General features: G+C 43.8%; 22 protein-coding genes. 21 read left to right on the top strand and 1 reads right to left on the bottom strand.

Annotated elements, in window-relative coordinates; all coding sequences use genetic code 11:
* Positions 1-121 precede the first annotated feature (121 nt).
* A complete protein-coding gene (locus ABI430_01775; GenBank protein ID MEO8637610.1) occupies positions 122-538 on the bottom strand; it encodes a hypothetical protein in 417 nt (138 codons plus the stop codon).
* A 78-nt stretch (positions 539-616) separates the two neighbouring features.
* Here ABI430_01775 and ABI430_01770 point away from each other — a divergent pair, with 78 nt between their 5' ends.
* The 21 genes from ABI430_01770 (at position 617) to ABI430_01670 (ending at position 17037) form a co-directional block, all read left to right on the top strand.
* The gene (locus ABI430_01770; GenBank protein ID MEO8637609.1) at positions 617-2431 is read left to right on the top strand and encodes an alanine--tRNA ligase; all 1815 of its coding nucleotides are present in this window, start codon (positions 617-619) and stop codon (positions 2429-2431) included.
* Positions 2432-2523: 92 nt separating this feature from the next.
* Positions 2524-3726 carry a hypothetical protein gene (locus tag ABI430_01765; GenBank protein MEO8637608.1) on the top strand — a complete coding sequence of 401 codons (1203 nt, stop codon included), beginning with the start codon at positions 2524-2526 and terminating at the stop codon, positions 3724-3726.
* Between the two features lie 75 nt (positions 3727-3801).
* Positions 3802-5133 (top strand): hypothetical protein, encoded by a 1332-nt coding sequence (locus ABI430_01760; protein ID MEO8637607.1) that lies wholly within the window; start codon positions 3802-3804, stop codon positions 5131-5133.
* Between the two features lie 82 nt (positions 5134-5215).
* Entirely contained in the window at positions 5216-5437 is a 222-nt protein-coding gene (gene infA, locus ABI430_01755; protein MEO8637606.1) for a translation initiation factor IF-1, read from the top strand.
* Positions 5438-5493: 56 nt separating this feature from the next.
* Positions 5494-5610 (top strand): 50S ribosomal protein L36, encoded by a 117-nt coding sequence (gene rpmJ / locus ABI430_01750; GenBank protein ID MEO8637605.1) that lies wholly within the window; start codon positions 5494-5496, stop codon positions 5608-5610.
* A gap of 88 nt (positions 5611-5698) precedes the next feature.
* Positions 5699-6079, top strand: a complete 381-nt coding sequence (gene rpsM / locus ABI430_01745) for a 30S ribosomal protein S13 (protein ID MEO8637604.1) — start codon at positions 5699-5701, stop codon at positions 6077-6079.
* A gap of 86 nt (positions 6080-6165) precedes the next feature.
* Positions 6166-6600 (top strand): 30S ribosomal protein S11, encoded by a 435-nt coding sequence (gene rpsK / locus ABI430_01740; GenBank protein ID MEO8637603.1) that lies wholly within the window; start codon positions 6166-6168, stop codon positions 6598-6600.
* A 90-nt stretch (positions 6601-6690) separates the two neighbouring features.
* Positions 6691-7302, top strand: a complete 612-nt coding sequence (rpsD, locus tag ABI430_01735) for a 30S ribosomal protein S4 (protein ID MEO8637602.1) — start codon at positions 6691-6693, stop codon at positions 7300-7302.
* A gap of 93 nt (positions 7303-7395) precedes the next feature.
* Positions 7396-8367, top strand: coding sequence for a DNA-directed RNA polymerase subunit alpha (locus tag ABI430_01730; protein ID MEO8637601.1), 972 nt, complete (start codon positions 7396-7398; stop codon positions 8365-8367).
* Positions 8368-8449: 82 nt separating this feature from the next.
* Positions 8450-8797 (top strand): 50S ribosomal protein L17, encoded by a 348-nt coding sequence (gene rplQ / locus ABI430_01725; GenBank protein MEO8637600.1) that lies wholly within the window; start codon positions 8450-8452, stop codon positions 8795-8797.
* Positions 8798-8888: 91 nt separating this feature from the next.
* Positions 8889-9236, top strand: a complete 348-nt coding sequence (locus tag ABI430_01720) for an uL13 family ribosomal protein (GenBank protein MEO8637599.1) — start codon at positions 8889-8891, stop codon at positions 9234-9236.
* A gap of 127 nt (positions 9237-9363) precedes the next feature.
* Positions 9364-9804: a 30S ribosomal protein S9 gene (gene rpsI, locus ABI430_01715; GenBank protein ID MEO8637598.1), complete on the top strand. Its 441-nt coding sequence runs from the start codon at positions 9364-9366 to the stop codon at positions 9802-9804.
* Positions 9805-9873: 69 nt separating this feature from the next.
* A complete protein-coding gene (locus ABI430_01710) occupies positions 9874-10512 on the top strand; it encodes a nucleotide exchange factor GrpE (protein MEO8637597.1) in 639 nt (212 codons plus the stop codon).
* Positions 10513-10548: 36 nt separating this feature from the next.
* Entirely contained in the window at positions 10549-10893 is a 345-nt protein-coding gene (locus tag ABI430_01705) for a hypothetical protein (protein ID MEO8637596.1), read from the top strand.
* 106 nt (positions 10894-10999) lie between these two features.
* Positions 11000-12907 carry a molecular chaperone DnaK gene (gene dnaK, locus ABI430_01700; protein ID MEO8637595.1) on the top strand — a complete coding sequence of 636 codons (1908 nt, stop codon included), beginning with the start codon at positions 11000-11002 and terminating at the stop codon, positions 12905-12907.
* A gap of 105 nt (positions 12908-13012) precedes the next feature.
* A complete protein-coding gene (locus tag ABI430_01695; GenBank protein ID MEO8637594.1) occupies positions 13013-13756 on the top strand; it encodes a cytochrome c biogenesis protein CcdA in 744 nt (247 codons plus the stop codon).
* Between the two features lie 76 nt (positions 13757-13832).
* A complete protein-coding gene (locus tag ABI430_01690) occupies positions 13833-15014 on the top strand; it encodes a redoxin family protein (GenBank protein ID MEO8637593.1) in 1182 nt (393 codons plus the stop codon).
* Between the two features lie 19 nt (positions 15015-15033).
* Complete coding sequence (msrA, locus tag ABI430_01685; protein MEO8637592.1) at positions 15034-15585, top strand: peptide-methionine (S)-S-oxide reductase MsrA; 552 nt, start codon at positions 15034-15036, stop codon at positions 15583-15585.
* A gap of 10 nt (positions 15586-15595) precedes the next feature.
* Entirely contained in the window at positions 15596-16054 is a 459-nt protein-coding gene (locus ABI430_01680; GenBank protein ID MEO8637591.1) for a hypothetical protein, read from the top strand.
* A 4-nt stretch (positions 16055-16058) separates the two neighbouring features.
* Positions 16059-16469: a peptide-methionine (R)-S-oxide reductase MsrB gene (gene msrB / locus ABI430_01675; GenBank protein MEO8637590.1), complete on the top strand. Its 411-nt coding sequence runs from the start codon at positions 16059-16061 to the stop codon at positions 16467-16469.
* Between the two features lie 16 nt (positions 16470-16485).
* A complete protein-coding gene (locus ABI430_01670) occupies positions 16486-17037 on the top strand; it encodes an alpha/beta fold hydrolase (GenBank protein ID MEO8637589.1) in 552 nt (183 codons plus the stop codon).
* The last annotated feature ends 3 nt before the right edge of the window (positions 17038-17040 follow it).

Genomic DNA, 17040 nt, shown 5'->3' with positions numbered 1-17040 from the left:
CGAAGCCATGCGAAGGAGGACAAGTGGCACTCGAAAAAATAAAGGAAATAAATTGCATCACACTGGAATGATTACCATCCAGTGTTAATCAATTATAGATATAAAAAAACAGCCGGATCGTTCAGGCTGTTTGCGGAGGGGGCTTTGGAAGAACTTGGAGATAGATTCCATCCAGCATCACTCTCACATCTTCGAGAGTTGTAGACCAGTCGATTCTGATTGCATGCACCCTTGAGTCAGGATGTTCGCTCTGGAATATTCCGACTTGCCATTCAGAGCTTTTGACATCGATCCGTATCGTGAAAAACGATTTGCCTTCTCCGTTTTCTTTGATGGCTTTGATTTTGAAATCCGTACCCTCGTACAAATCTTCATTAGGATTTGCTCTATCGAGGCGAGCTATCCATGGCAAAAGTCGTCCTCCCGCCATGAGCTCTCTCGTCAGCTTTTCAAAAAGACTCTCCATTCTCCGACCCTTAATGTTGCTCTCCAGATGACTGCGTCGTTTTGGCGACGAACTTTTCATAATGGCGTTCATAAGCTAAATGTACTATATCACAGTATTTACTCTCATGCAAATCGTTGAAATGTCGCGCATTTCTGCTACACTTTCTGTATGAACTCCTCCGAAATCCGCGAGAGATTCCTCGAATTTTTTCGCAAGCGCGGGCATGCGATTATTTCTTCTGCTTCCCTTGTCACAACTGATGAAAAGGGTATTACAAATCCTACTCTTTTTAATACTGCAGGAATGCAGCCTCTTATTCCGTATTTGTTGGGCAAACCTCATCCGAAAGGAAGACGGATCGCAGGTGTTCAGAAATGCCTGCGCACGATTGATATTGATGATGTTGGAGATAAGACGCACGGGACTTTTTTTGAGATGCTCGGCAACTGGTCACTTGGCGACTATTTCAAAAAAGAAGCAATCACTTGGAGCTATGAATTTTTGACGGAAAAAAAAGAAGGACTTGGACTTGATCCGAAACGCCTGTATATTACCGTTTTTGCGGGCGACAAAAATGCTGAAAAGGATATTGAATCGGCAAAAATCTGGGAGGAAGCTGGAATTCCAAAAAATAGGATTTATTTCAAAGATGCATCGAGTAATTGGTGGCCGGCCGTGAAAGGTAAAGATGACTGGACAGGTCCAAGCGGTCCCTGCTCGGAAATGTTTTATGACATAACAGAGGAAGGATTGGGCGACTTGTCTCCGGAAGCGTTTGCGAAAGCTGACGAAGAACAGAAAGTTGTTGAAATTTGGAACGACGTCTTCATGGAATTTGAAAAGGTTGAAGGTAAGATTGTCGGCAAACTCAAGCAGAAGAATGTGGACACCGGGGCGGGATTTGAGCGGTTGGCGATGGTTATGCAAAGGAAAGACAACATATTTGACACAGATCTTCTGTTGCCAGTTTTAGATCTCATGAAAAAAGCGGACAATACTCTACGCAATAAAAGAATTATTGCAGACCATCTTCGAGCGAGCGTTTTTCTCATTGCTGACGGGGTAATCCCATCGAACACCGACCGAGGGTATATTCTCCGCAGATTAATTCGAAGAGCAATAATAAACACGAGCGACAGAAAACTTGATGAAAAAAGAATTTCTGCTTACGTTGATGCGCTTACAACGATGTATGAACAGGCATATCCTGAACTAGTTTCGATGAAAGAAAGAATACAGAATGTTTTGGTGGAAGAATCATCCAAATTTGCTGAAGCAGTACTCCTGGGAATAAAAGAATTTGAAAAGATTTCGGAGAAAGGAGATGTGATCTCGGGAACACACGCATTCAATCTTTTTTCTTCATATGGTTTGCCTATCGATATGACCATCGAGCTCGCCAAAGAAAAAAAGAAAAAAGTTGACGTTAAGGGATTTGAGGAAGCTTTTAAGAAACATCAAGAACTTTCACGAGCTGGCGCGGAAAAAAAGTTTAAAGGAGGGTTAGCTGACCATAACGAGCATACTGTCCGGCTTCACACGGCTCACCATCTTTTGCTCGCGGCATTGCAAAGCGTTCTAGGGAAAAATGTAAAACAGCGGGGAAGCAATATCACAGAGGAGCGACTTCGGATTGATTTTTCATTTGAAAGAAAACTTAGCGATGAGGAGAAGAAAAAAGTCGAGGAAACGGTAAACAACTGGATTCAAAGGAGACTTGCTGTCGTCCGAAGGGAAATGTCTCTCGATGAGGCAAAAAAACTTGGAGCTGAAATGGAGTTTGGAGCAAAATATCCCGACAAGGTTTCTGTCTACTTCATCGAAGATGAAAAGGGGAATCCAATTTCAAAAGAATTCTGCGGAGGACCACATGTCAAGAACACGAGCGAACTCGCTGGGGCAGAGGGAAAGTGGAAATTCAAAATCGTTAAAGAAGAGGCGGTATCGCAGGGGGTGAGACGCATCAAAGCCGTCATTATATAGCATGTAACACACAACATGTAACATAAGAGAGGGTGCGTCCTTCTGTTACACGCTTTTCCCAGTGTGGTATACTTATTTGCATGTTTTCCTTCATGAATAAATCCTCCGATGAAATATCAATTATTCTCGACCTCAGTTCCGGGTATGTTGAGGGCGCGTTGCTCCAAATCTCAAAAACGGAAAACCCGTATGTAATTTTCAACCATAGAGTATCTCTCCCCGCTGGAGAAGAAAAAGATATTGAAAGAACCAAAGTCCTCATGTGGTCAGCTCTCCAGGAAGTTTTGAAATCGCTTGAAGACGAGGGCTTATCACATCTCAAGTTTACAAAGCATGGACGCGAGACGATACAGCACGTATATTGCGTGCTCTCTTCTCCGTGGTATATATCCCAGACAAAGATAATCAAAATCGAAAAAGAAAAGCCGGTCACGATCACCTCCGCGCTTTTGAATAGGATTGTCGAAGACGAAAAAAATGTCTTTAAAGAGTCGCTCCTTAAGGGCGAGTATTCCCAAAACTTCAAAGAGAGCGTCGAGGTTCTCGAGAGCAAAATAATACGGATGAAATTGAACGGCTACGAGACCTGGCAGCCAACAGGACAATCCGTTAAAAATATTGAAGTCTCGATTTATCTGAGCTTTGCGGGGGTGGAACTTACGGAAAAAATCAAAGAGACCATCAGAAGAAATTTCAACGTCAAGTCTATTCAGTTCCACTCTTTCCCGCTCGTGCTGTTTTCTGGGGTCAGGGATTTGAAGGACACCCCCCCGGATTTTCTTCTTGTGGATGTCCGGGAGGAAGTAACCGATGTCAGTCTTATAAAAAAAGGGCTATTGCTCGAGACGGTGACGATTCCCATCGGTTCCAGTTTTTATATCAGGGAGATTGGCCAGTCCCTAAACACAGTCCCCCAAGTGGCGCTTTCGTTTCTCCGCCTCTACCAAGCTCAAAAGGCGGAGCCGAATGTAACCGAAAAAATTCGGGAAATCTTAAACTCGAAGAAAGACTGGGTCACGCATTTTCACGAATCTCTTCGGAGTTTTTTCGAAGAATTTTTCTTGCCAAAGACGCTCTTTATAACGGCGGATTCCGATTTTATAGCGCTCTTTTCCAAGATGATTGAAGACGAAATATTCGAACAGTTTGCAGGAGACCGCGAGCCGTTTAAAATAGTGCCGATTCAGGATTCTCTCATTAAGGATTCCTACAAAATCGGTGAATTTGCCGAAAACGCCTCACTTCTTGCAATGGAGAGTGTGTTTATACAGAAGCTCGGCGAGCGCGCGATATAACTTCCTATTTAATGGATTTTATGATACAATAACCTTCATTAGAGCGCGAAATCCAAATTTCGAGTTTATTCAATTATGGCAAAAAATATTTTACAAGATGTTCTTCCTCCCGAGAAAAGGTCAATAAGAGATATTCCCCTGCCATCCGATAGGAGAAAAAGGATCTCGGATATTCCTCTTGAGGTTGATCTGCCACGCCGATCACCTTATAACCAGGAACAGTATGAACCTCCATCTCCGCATACCTTTGAGGAAAAGCGTGTCTCCGAATTTGTTGAGCCTCCGAGGAGGAGGCATTCCCGACTTTTTCTTTGGTTGAGCATTCTTGTAGCTTTGCTTATACTCGGTTTCTCATTTTTTACCGTATTCGGAAGCGCGACAGTGGAAGTTACTCCAAAGAAAGTGGAAGCTTCGCTTGATTCGAATTTCAAGGCGGTAAAAGTCAAGACCGACACCTCACTTTTCTATGATGTTATAACGTTGACAAAAACTGGGTCAAAAGTGATAGAAGCGAAAGAAGAAAAACAGGTAGATTCTAAGGCAAGCGGAAAAATAATTATTTCCAGCAATGAGTCTAAGCCACAGACTCTGGTCAAGAACACTCGCTTTGAAACTTCCGGGGGGTTGATTTATCGCATCGCTGAACCGATTACCGTACCCGCTAAAAAAGGCGAAACTCCCGGAAGCATCGAGGTTACGGTATTTGCCGATGCAATCGGAGCAAAGTACAATATCGCGATCACTTATTTTACCATTCCCGGCTTTAAGGGAGATCCCCGATTCAAGACAATCGTTGCTCGTTCAAAAACTGCGATGACACAGGGTTCTTCCGGACTCTCAAAGATTGCAGCGGAGGCAGATTTGACTCAAGCAAAAAAAGATATTCATACAGAACTGCAAAAAGAACTTTTTCAAGAGGCTCAAAGCGAGATGCCGGAAAATTTCATTCTTTTTGATAACGCCGTTTCCATAGAATTTGAATCTTTGCCGAATGATCCAGTTGCTCCAAATTCGATACGGGTGAATGAGCAAGCTCACTTTCAAGGAATTATATTTAACAAGACCGCTCTCGAAAAAAGTATCGCAAAAGAGGTTATTCCCGATTTTGATGGGAAAGCAATAGAAATACCGAACATCCAAGCGTTGGTGTTTTCCTCTCTTTCGCCGGACAATCTCATCGAAAAAGACGAAATTGTTTTCAACTTAAAAGGGAATCCAAGTATCGTCTGGAGCTATGAAGAACTGGAGCTCCGAAAAATGATTTCCGGAAAGTCTTTGGATGAAATCGAGGAAATTCTTAAGACTCAGTTCTCTTTTGACAAAACTGAAATCACATTGAAGCCATTTTGGGTAAAGAAACTTCCGAGAGAACTTGATAAAATTAAAATTGTAGAAAGTAAGGGCTAATGGGAAGCCTTGGGGGATTTGGGCTATCCTATATTGACGAAATTAGGGTTACTTGATATGCTAGGAAATCGTTACAAATTTGATGCATAATGCGAAGGAAAAAGACACAAGCCTCGATGGAGTGGTTCGCGAGGCCTTGCCTAATACCCTGTTTAAAGTTATATTAGAAGGCCAAGAAAATGAGACGCTCGCTTATCTTTCGGGAAAGATGAGAATGAATCGAATCCGAGTTTTAATAGGAGATAGGGTAAAAGTACAGATTGACCCTTATGGAGGCAAGGGAAGAATTGTGAAGCGTCTTTAATTAAATAAGGGAAACCAAGAATTAGGATTGACAACACCTAGTTTTTAATTCATGGCATGAGGGTAAAAGCTTCCGTAAAAACAGTATGCGCCAGTTGCAAACTTGTCCGACGCAAAGGATATGTGTATGTGATATGCAAGGCGAACCCGAGGCATAAGCAGAGACAGGGTTGAACAGGTGTAAGGTGACAGGTGTAAGGTTTTAGTAAAACCGAATGCTTACACCTAACACCTAACACCTAACACCTAACACCTATTCACTATGAGAATTGCTGGAATAACATTGCCGGATGAAAAAAGATTGGAGATAGCCTTGACCGCAATTTATGGCGTGGGGCGTTCTCGCGCGCTGTCGATATTGAAAAAGACAAACATCGCGCCGGGGAAAAAGGCAAAGGAACTCACTCCTGCGGAAGAAAACGATATTCGAAAGGCAATGGAAGAACACAAAATCGAAGGAGACTTGAAAAGAGAGGTGTCGGGAAATATTAAAAGGCTGAAAGACATTAAAGCATATCGAGGAATCAGGCATTTGCGGAAATTACCCGTCAAAGGACAGAGGACGAAGACCAATTCACGCACTGTCAGGGGAAATACAAGGAAGACCATGGGTTCGGGAAGGAAAGCGGTTGAAAAGAAATAATAGGTGTAAGCTGTTAGCTATTAGCTTTTAGGAAATTAAAGATTTTAAGCTAACACCTGACAGCTAATAGCTAAAAGCTGATTACTATGGGAAAGAAAAGAATCGTAAAAACAGAGGGAGAAAAGACGGAAGGCGGTAAAGTTGCCGCGCCTCAAGCCCGTGGTGCCAAACGTAAAGTGGACTCGGCGGTCCTGTATGTTCAGTCAACATACAACAATACCAAGCTCATTTTGACGGACAAAAAAGGAGGCGCATTGGCCTGGTCTTCGAGCGGCTCATTGGGCTTTAAGGGGGCAAAAAAAGGCACTCCGTTTGCCGCCGCAAAAGTCGGGGAGACACTGGCTTTGAAGGCACAAGACCTTGGCGTAAAGGAAATTGACGTGGTCGTAAAAGGGGTGGGCTCGGGACGAGAGTCGGGTATTCGCGGGTTCATATCGAAAGGCATAAACATTTCAAAAATTACCGATATGACGCCGGTTCCGTATAACGGTCCGAAAGCGAAGAAGCCACGGCGGGTATAAATAGCTGTCAGCTGTTAGGTGTTAGCTTTTAGGAAAAATTCCAAAAAAGCTAATAGCTAATAGCTAATAGCTAATAGCTTTAAGCTAATTATGAAAATTGGTCCAAAATACAAAATAGCAAGGCGGTTGGGGGCGAACATTTTTGATAAGACTCAGACTCCCAAATTTGCTGCCCGTATGGCAAGCAGGGGAAAAGGCGGAGAAAGAAAAGGACGCCCTAAAACTGACTATGGAATACAGATGATCGAGAAACAAAAAGCTCGATATATGTATGGCATCAATGAGCGCCAATTCAGCACCTACGTCAAACGCTCGCTCGCAAAAAAGAGTACCCCAGCTGTGGATACGCTTTATGAAATGCTGGAGTCAAGATTGGATAACGTGATTTATCGGATGGGGCTTGCGTCGACTCGCCAAATGGCGCGACAGATGGTTTCCCACGGGCACATTTTGGTTGATGGGGTAAAGGTGACTGTTCCCTCGTATCAAGTTTCTCCAAAGGAGATAATTGCTATTCGCGATGCAAGTGCAAAAAAGAAGCTGTTTGAGGGCGTCGGAGAGAAGTTCAAAGAAGTTGCTGTGCCTCCATGGATCAAATTGGATTTGGAAAAAAGACAGGCGGTCATCGAGGCGAAACCGGCTTATCGGACGGGGGAAACGGTATTCGATATCAATGCAATTATTCAATTTTATCAACGATAGTAGCTATGAGCTGTTAGCTATTAGCTTTTAGGATAATCATCTTGAAGCTAACAGCTAGTAGCTGAAAGCTAAAAGCTTAATTAAAAAAATACTATGCCTGATTATAGCGTTTTATTGCCTTCCAAGCCAAAAGTCTTGCGTGAGGAAAATTTCACGGGACTGTATGAGATTGACGGCCTTTACCCCGGCTACGGTCACACTCTGGGCAACTCCTTGCGCAGGATTATTCTGTCCTCTATCCCGGGGTCTGCGGTAACCTCCGTTAAAATCCAAGGGGTTAGCCATGAATTCTCGACTCTGGAAGGAGTGAAGGAAGATGTCATTACCATTCTCCTCAAAATAAAAAAGTTGAGGATAGCCATGCATACCGATGAACCCCAGACGCTCTCGCTCAAAGTGAAAGGCGTCAAAGAAGTAACCGGAAAAGACATAAAGGTGCCTGGACAGGTGACAATGCTTACTCCCGATCTGCATCTTTTTTCCATTACCGAAAAAAATACGGAAGTCGACATCGAGATGACCGTGGAGAGAGGCTTGGGATATATTTCCAAAGAACTTCTGCAAAAGGATAGGGTGGAGATCGGCGCAATCAGTCTTGATGCTATTTTCACGCCGATACGAAGGGTGAACTACGAAGTAGAAAATATGCGGGTGGGTAATCGCACTGATTTCAATAAATTGAAAATTTTTCTTGAGACGGATGGCACCATTTCACCAAAAGAGGCATTTGAAAAATCCGTGGAAATCATGATAAATCAGCTGAAGGCCATCATCGGTTTTAAAGAAGATGAAGTAATCATTCCTTTGGAGACGGAAAGAACGAAAGAGACAGAGGAGGCCTCGGCAGATAAGAAAGAGATTGATCCGGAATTTCTTAAAACGAGGCTTGAATCGCTGGAGTTGACACAAAGAACATTGAACGCGCTTCTGAATGCCAATATCCGGACCTTGGGAGGGTTGGTAAGAAAAAAAGAAGAGGATATTCTGGATATTGACGGCTTAGGGGGAAAAGGCGTTCAGGAGATAAAAAAAATGTTGAATAAATTTGGAGTCACGTTGAAGTAGCTTTTAGCTATTAGCTGCTAGCTTATAGGAAATTAAATTCCCTAAGCTAAAAGCTAATAGCTAATAGCTAATAGCTATAATGATGCATCACAAGAAAAACAGAAAATTCGGGCGAGAAAGAGGGCAGAGGCGAGCCCTTTTACAGTCGCTTGCTTCTTCTTTGATTGAAGAGGGGAAAATCACCACTTCGGAGGCAAAAGCGAAGGAGCTCCGGCCATATGTTGAAAAATTGATTACGAAGTCGAAAAATGCTACTCTTTCCAACCGACGGCTTGTTGCCTCTCGTCTTGGTCATCCTCCGCTTGTTAAAAAATTATTCGAAACGACGGGACCGAAATATAAAGATAGGAAGGGCGGATATACCCGGATTACGAAACTGCCTTCGAGAGTAAGCGATGGGAGCAAAATGGCGATGATAGAACTCATATGACACGGAAGCCACACGGACGAAGCACACGGAAAAGCACAGAAGTTCGGCTTTAGTTCCGAGTGAATGTTCCGAGTCAGTTCAGTGAAAAAAAATGAAGTATATACTCGACGCAAAAAAGAAAAAAGTGGGAAGAGTGGCAAGCGAGGCCGCGAGTATTCTCATGGGAAAAAACACTTCTTCTTATGTTCGCAACTCGTTTCCGGCGGACGTAATGGTGGAAATTGTGAATGTGTCTCAATCTGAAATCTCTCCGAAAAAAGTCTCGAAAAAAACTTATGCAAAATATTCGGGCTATCCGGGAGGATTGAGGCATGAGAAAATGGAAACGGTCATCGAAAAAAAGGGAAAATCTGAAGTTTTTAAATTGGCTGTGTATGGCATGCTTCCGTCAAACAAATTGAGGCCGAGGATGATGAAGAGGCTGGTCATTAAGGATTAATGACCGTGTAACGCAAAACGTGCAACTTGTAACGTAAGAAAAAGAAAGATCTTTCTCAGACGTTACAGGTTACCCTAGTCCGACCAAACGGGTTAGGACAAGCTACACGTTACACGATTAAAAAAATATGATAAAAGAAATCAAAAAAACAGAAGAAGAGGCGCAGGTGAAAAAATCGAGATACCTCGAGGCTGTTGGGCGACGCAAAACTTCAATGGCCAGGGTTCGTATGACTGTGGGTGTCCCCCAATCTTCGTATCTCATTAATGGCAAGGATATGGCTACCTATTTTCCAACGCCCGAGCTCCAAAGGATCATTTTAGATCCCCTGAATAAAACAAAAATTAATTCAAAATTTGAAATTACTGTTCAGACGAAAGGTGGCGGAATTCACTCTCAGGCGGAGGCGGTGCGACATGGTATTGCAAGGTCGCTTCTCCTCTTTGATATTGAACTCCGAAAGAAACTCAAGAAAGCGGGATATTTGAAACGCGACCCCCGCATGAAAGAACGCCGAAAGTTCGGACTTAAAAAGGCTAGGAAAGCACCGCAGTGGTCTAAGAGATAAAGGCAAACAAAACACCTCACTTGGGGGTGTTTTGCTATGATATTAGAAATTAATATATAATGAGAAGTAATGTCAGATGATAATTCAAAAAATCAAAACGCTGAAGCCGATGATATTATTGCAACAGATGAAGAAGGGAATCCTTTAAAGAAAACTCCGCAATCGAAGAAGTCTGATGATGGAGATGTAGTCGCGGAGGAAGAACGAGGGGAAGAGACCATAGGAAAACTTCGCGAGAAGCTCAAAATTTGCGTGGAAGAAAAACAAAAGTATCTCGACGGCTGGCAGAGGGATAAAGCCGATTTCATCAATTCTCGAAAACGGGATAAGGATGCAAATGCCGAATTTGTGAGATTCGCGAATGAGGGCTTATTGGCGGAACTTATTCCTGTTCTCGACAGTTTTGGGATGGCGATGGGAAACAAAGAACTCTGGGAGAAGGCGGACAAAAACTGGCGGACTGGAGTGGAATATATTGCGAGTCAACTTAAGAAAATTTTAGATGACAATGGGCTCAAAGAGATTGACCCCTCCAATTCGAAATTTGACCCTATGCGGGACGAGGCGATAGAATATGTAAAAGTGGATGAAAAAGAGATGGATCAGGTGGTGACATCTGTCATACAAAAAGGGTATTCGTTGAATGGAAGAGTATTGAAGGCGCCGAAAGTGAGAGTGGGGGAATTTAAAGAGCAGGTGTTAGGTTAAAGGTGTAAGGTGTAAGGTAAAGATGAGGAGAAAGATATGATAGAAATATCGAGAAAAAAGAATATTAGATTTGTAACTGTCGAAAGGGGAGCGGTGCAGATGGTCCTTGCTTTTATTGTGCAAGAAGAAGGGGGGGAAATTGTGAAAATTTCGAATCCTCGAATTGTAAGAATTATCTCCAAAAAAACTGCTCTTCTTTCAGGAACTGCAGAAAATTCTCCGGAAATTCTTCTTCTCTCTGCTCCAAAAGGTAAAGCTCAAAAGCACGAGTTTATTATTTCTCCATACATTTCGGAGTTTGTTTCTTCGCTTGATTTTTTCATAAGTCAAATGACTAGGGCACCCGCGGGAAGCTTTAAGCTATTAGCTACTAGCTATTAGCTTTTTAAGAAAAAAGACACAGAATGTCGCGTCTTTTTTTAATTCGAATTAAAACGTAACTCTTAAGCTAATAGCTAAAACCTAAAAGCTAAAAGCTAAAAAATCTATGTCAAAAATAATTGGAATCGACTTAGGAACAACCAACTCGGCGGTCGCGGTCATGGAAGCTGGCGAGCCGAAAATTTTGGAAAACGCCGAGGGAGCGCGGACTACGCCTTCCATCGTCGCCGAATCAAAAACGAAAGAGCGTCTTTTCGGCGTTCTCGCCAAGAGGCAGGGGGTGACAAATCCGAAAAATACCATTTATCAGATTAAGAGATTCATCGGACACAACTTCGATGAGCCCGCCGTGCAGAAGGACAAAGCGTCCGTGCCTTTTGAAGTGAGGAAATCCGCAAACGGAGGCATTGAGGTGAAGATGGGCGAAAACTGGTATCGGCCGGAAGAAATTTCGGCCATGATACTTCAGAAACTCAAAACCGACGCGGAGGCCCGTCTTGGAGAAAAAGTGACTGAAGCAGTGATTACCGTGCCTGCCTATTTCAACGACTCTCAAAGGCAGGCTACAAAAGACGCGGGAAAAATTGCGGGCTTGGATGTGAAGCGTATCATAAACGAACCGACCGCGGCGGCTTTGGCCTATGGCTTCAACAAGAAGAAAGATGAAAAAATTGTGGTATTCGATTTCGGAGGAGGAACTTTCGATATCTCTGTATTGGAAGTCGGAGACGATGTCGTTGAAGTAAAGTCAACCGATGGCGACGCACACCTCGGAGGCAAAGATATTGACCAGAAAATATTAAATTGGATAGGAGAAGAATTCAAAAAGGAGTCGGGGATAGACGTGAGGAAAGATACCCTTGCGCTCCAACGACTCGACGAAGCAGCGGAAAAAGCGAAAATCGAGCTTTCAAACGCGGTCGAGACTGAAATCAACATCCCGTTCATTACTTCCGATGCGTCCGGTCCTCGACACCTTCTTATCAAAATGACTCGTGCGAAACTCGAGGAACTCTGTCAGGAATTTATCGACCGCGCGATGGAGATAACGAAGAGGGCAATGGAGGCGTCGCCTTTCAAGAAGCCCGAAATTAACGAAGTGATTTTGGTCGGAGGACAGACGAGAATGCCCGCGATGCAGAGAGCGGTGAAAGATTTCTTTGGCAAGGAGCCTCACATGGGAGTGAATCCCGATGAGGTAGTGGCAGTTGGCGCGGCTATCCAGGGAGGAATCATCAGGGGAGATGTGAAGGATATCCTTCTTCTCGACGTCATTCCGCTTTCTCTTGGAATTGAAACGTTGGGAGGGGTGAACACCAAGCTCATCGAAAAAAATACGACTATCCCGGCATCTAAATCTCAAGTGTTTTCCACTGCCGCGGATAATCAAACTTCGGTTGAGATAAGTATCGTGCAGGGAGAGCGGGCGATGGCGAAAGACAACAAGTCGCTCGGGAGATTTATCTTGGATGGAATTCCACCTTCCCCCCGGGGCATGCCACAGGTTGAAGTGACCTTCGATGTTGATGCGAACGGCATATTGAATGTTAAGGCAAAAGATAAATCATCGGGCAAGGAGCAGTCAATCAGGATTGAAGCGCGCTCGGGGCTTTCCAAAGAAGAAATTGACCGAATGGCAAAAGATGCGGAGGCTCATGCGGGAGAAGATGCGAAAAAGCGCGAGGAGGCGGAAGCGAGAAACATCGCCGAGCAAATGATTTACACGGCCGAGAAAGCTCTCAAAGATAATGGGGATAAAGTGTCGGCTGACATAAAAGCGAGTGTCCAAGAAAAAATTGACGCTACGAAAAAAGTTAAAGACGGGCCGGATATCGGAGCGACGAAAAGCGCGACTGACGCTCTTTCAACGGAGCTTTCTAAAATTGGAGAGGCGATGAGCAAAGCGCAGGGAGCGCCCGGCGCGGCGCCGGGCGCTGAAGGCGGTGCTACTCCCGAAGGCAACGTTAGAGATGCCGACGTAAAGGAGGAAAAGAAAGACGAGGATAAGAAGTGACAAAATTCGTATTTTGTCATCCCGGCGGAGGCTGGGATCCAGGTAAAAAACGTATACCTTCAGAGCGCTGTTTTTTAGAAGTATTTTTTCCTGTATAATGCAATCATGACCCTACTTATCATCACATTCATCGCGGGAGTTTTGACTGTTCTTGCGCCCTGTATCTTGCCACTTCTTCCTGTTATTTTGGGCGGTACGCTTTCAGGCAGTGACGCGGGTGAGGAAATAAGAAAAAGGCGCGCAATCACGGTTACCATCTCGCTCGGCCTTTCGGTCATTGCGTTCACACTACTTCTAAAAGCCAGTTCAGTATTTATTGGAGTTCCAGAATCCGCGTGGAAATGGATATCTGGGGGCATCATCCTCGTCCTCGGCGTTATCACCGTGTTTCCGTCTCTTTGGGAAAAATTGAGCTTTACGAATGTATTGAATCGCGAGTCGAATAAGCTTCTTGGAGTCGGGTACGAAAAGAAAAATTTTTGGGGAGACGTCATAATCGGCGCCGCCCTGGGTCCCGTTTTTTCAACCTGCAGTCCCACTTACTTTGTAGTTCTTGCCACAGTTCTTCCTGAAAAGCCGGTTCTCGGTATTATTTACCTCTTGGCGTACACGCTCGGACTTTGCCTCATGCTTCTTCTCGTTGCTCTTTTGGGGCAAAGAATCATGATTCGACTTGGTGTTGCCGCGGACCCAAGAGGTTGGTTTAAAAGGATTTTAGGGGTGATTTTCATCCTAGTCGGCATTGCAATCGTCACAGGGTACGACAAAATTCTCGAAGCTAAAATTTTGAGTATGAATTTTTTTGACATCACGAAGGTCGAGCAAAAACTTTTAGAGCTAAAAAGATGACAGAATTCTGATTCTGTCATCCCCGCGGAGGCGGGATCCAGATTCCCGCTTCCGCGGGAATAACACCCAAAAAAATATGAAACTTGAATATAAAATCGCAATAATTATAGGTGGCGCGCTCGTCGTTGGAGGCGCTATTTATCTGTTTTCTCCTAAACAAGATTCCTCTTCCTATTATCCGGTTGGAATACCGAAAGGAATACCGAATGAAGGTATTGCTACGGAAATAATAAGTGGAGAATCCACATCTACTTCCACAAAAGGCGCCGATTCGAATCAAAAAAATACGGTAGCAGAGAAAAAAATAATTTCTGATTTTAAAAATGCCCACTTTGCTCTGGCTCCCGAGTTGAGCACCATAGACGGGTATATAAACACCGGAGGAAAACCGATTACACTTACTGAACTTCGGGGGAAAAAAGTGGTGCTTTTGGACATCTGGACCTATAGCTGTATCAACTGTCAGAGGACACTGCCTTTTATTGAAGAGTGGTATGACAAATATAAGGACCAAGGCCTCGAAATTATTGGTCTTCATACTCCCGAATTTTCATTTGAAAAAGTCGAGGACAACGTGACGGAGGCGGTGAAAAAACTCGGCATTATCTATCCGGTTGTTTTGGACAACGATTTTTCAACATGGAAGGCGTACGGCAATCAGTATTGGCCAAGGAAATACCTCATTGATATTGACGGATACATAGTCTATGACCATATCGGAGAAGGCGGGTATGAAGAGACGGAGATGGCGATCCGCTCCGCGCTTCTCGAAAGGGCGAATCGCCTGGGGGTAAATATGGATGTAGTACCCAGTGAGGGGAGTGCTAAAGAATCTACCGCTATTTCCGACCTTCACAAGGTGGGAAGTCCTGAAACGTATTTTGGCTCCGAGAGAAACCAGTACTTGGCAAATGGGACGCAGGGGAGAGTCGGTCTTCAGACGCTCTCAATCCCTTCTATAGTAAACGCAAATACCCTTTACCTTTCAGGCACTTGGAATTTCACGCCGGAGTTTGCGGAGAACGAAAGTGAGGCAAAAATCATTTTCAAATATTCGGCAAAAAATGTATACATGGTGGCGGGTTCTGATACGGGAGTCGACGTCGAAATATTTTTGGACGGCGTACTTTCAAAGACAATATTGATAAAAGGAGTGGAGTTGTATACTCTCTTTGAAGGGTCAGACTACGGAGTACATACGCTTGAGATTCGTATTAAAAAATCCCGTTTGAAAGCATTCACCTTTACCTTTGGCTAAATATCGTTAAAATGTATTTATGGAGAATACTGAAGTTGCAATATTCGGGGGAGGGTGTTTCTGGTGCACTGAAGCCGTATTTAAGATGCTTAAGGGAGTGATAAGGGTTGTCCCGGGTTATTCAGGTGGCACGAAGAAGAATCCGACCTACGACGATGTTAGTGGCGGGAAATCTGGCCATGCAGAGGTTATCAAGATTGAATATGACCCGACGAAGGTTGCCTTTCGCAGTCTTCTCACTGTTTTTTTTGGCTCCCATGACCCGACTTCTGTCAATCGGCAGGGCAATGACGTGGGCACACAGTATCGGTCGGTCATTTTCTATACCACGCCAGAGCAGAAATTGGAATCCGAACAGTTTATACAAGAGCTCAATGATTCAAACAAGGAGGGAAAACCGATAGCGACTGAAATTACTCCGCTCGACGTGTTTTATGAAGCGGAGAATTACCACAAAGATTACTACGCTAAAAACAAAAATCAACCTTACTGCGAGCTCATCATTAATCCAAAGCTTGAAAAAGTTCAGAAAGAATTTGTGGATTTGATGGAAAATTCAAAAAGTCATTAACGCGAAAAATATGTCAGAAAGCGGAAAATCCAATATAGAATATGATCAATCCCAGCTTCCTCTTGATTCCGATTCCTTCGCAAGAGTTTTAGAAAATGTGCGGGAGGGGGTGTTCATGGCCATCACAGAATTAGAGTATTTTGAAGAAGCAATGGCAAGGCGGAATGATTCTGAAATGCAGAAGCACAGCATGATTTGTCTAGAGGACTTTAGCGAATTATTGGAGAAAATTGATACAGACATTCACCATCCGTCTGATTTGGATAAACTGTTCAAAGACCATGCGTTCAGAGAAGAATTTTTTATTGTTGTTAAGGGCATCAAAAAGTATAATTTTATCGGCATTCTTGAAGATGTTGTGAAAAAAGAAGACTTAGGTAGTCCGGATAACAATATAATCTTGGGCGTGCTTAGGAATCATTTGAAAAGAGCGGAGTATTATCGAGCGGCCTATGGTAAGTCTAATTAATACAATGAATAAAAACCCCATGCCAAAAAATGAAGACGAATGGAAGGAGAAACTTTCGGAAGAGCAGTATCGAATTTTGCGAGAGAAAGGAACGGAAGCGCCTTTTAGCGGGAAACTTTTGCATGAAAAAGGCGAAGGAACATACAATTGTTCCGCATGTGGAAATGCCCTGTTTTCATCTGAATCTAAGTTTGATTCCGGAACGGGTTGGCCTTCATTTGACGAAGCTTTACCGGGCGCAGTCACTCTACACCAGGACACTTCGCTTGGAATGGCGCGCACCGAGGTCGTCTGTTCAAAATGCGGGTCGCATTTGGGACACATATTTCCCGACGGACCAACCAAAACAGGGAAACGGTACTGTTTGAATTCGGTCTGTCTTGATTTGGACGCCAACAAGGAAGACGACAAATAATAATTTTCTTTCTCAAATGTCTCATGACTTCCAAGCAATAATTATTCCTGGCAACGGTGATTCCGAACCAAACGAAAATTGGTACCCCTATGTTAAAAATGAGCTCGAAAAAATGGGCATTGCCACAGTCAACGAGAAGTTTCCGGACGCAATGCTCGCGCGAAGCGCATATTGGCTCCCATTCATAAAGGAGCTTGGAGCAGATGAAAATACTATTCTTATCGGGCACTCATCGGGAGCGATTGCCTCGATGAGATACGCCGAGAAAAATAAAATACTCGGCTCCGTTTTGGTTGGCGCTTACCACACAAACCTCGATAACGAAATGGAGAAAAAAAGCGGGTATTTTGATGCTCCCTGGAACTGGGAAGCCATTAAAAAAAATCAAAAATGGATAGTCCAGTTTGCCTCGAGAGACGATGCCTTCATCCCTATCCATGAGGCGCGTTTTGTTCATGAGAATCTGAATTCGGAATATTACGAATATGCGGATCAAGGGCACTTCAGTCACGACAAAGAAAGAACAGAATTTCCCGAGTTGATACATGCAGTCGGAGCAAAATTATAATTT

Source organism: Candidatus Taylorbacteria bacterium, assembly GCA_039934295.1.
Lineage (GTDB): Bacteria > Patescibacteriota > Minisyncoccia > Phycocordibacterales > HO2-43-120 > HO2-43-120.
This window is presented reverse-complemented; position numbering and strand designations above follow the sequence as displayed.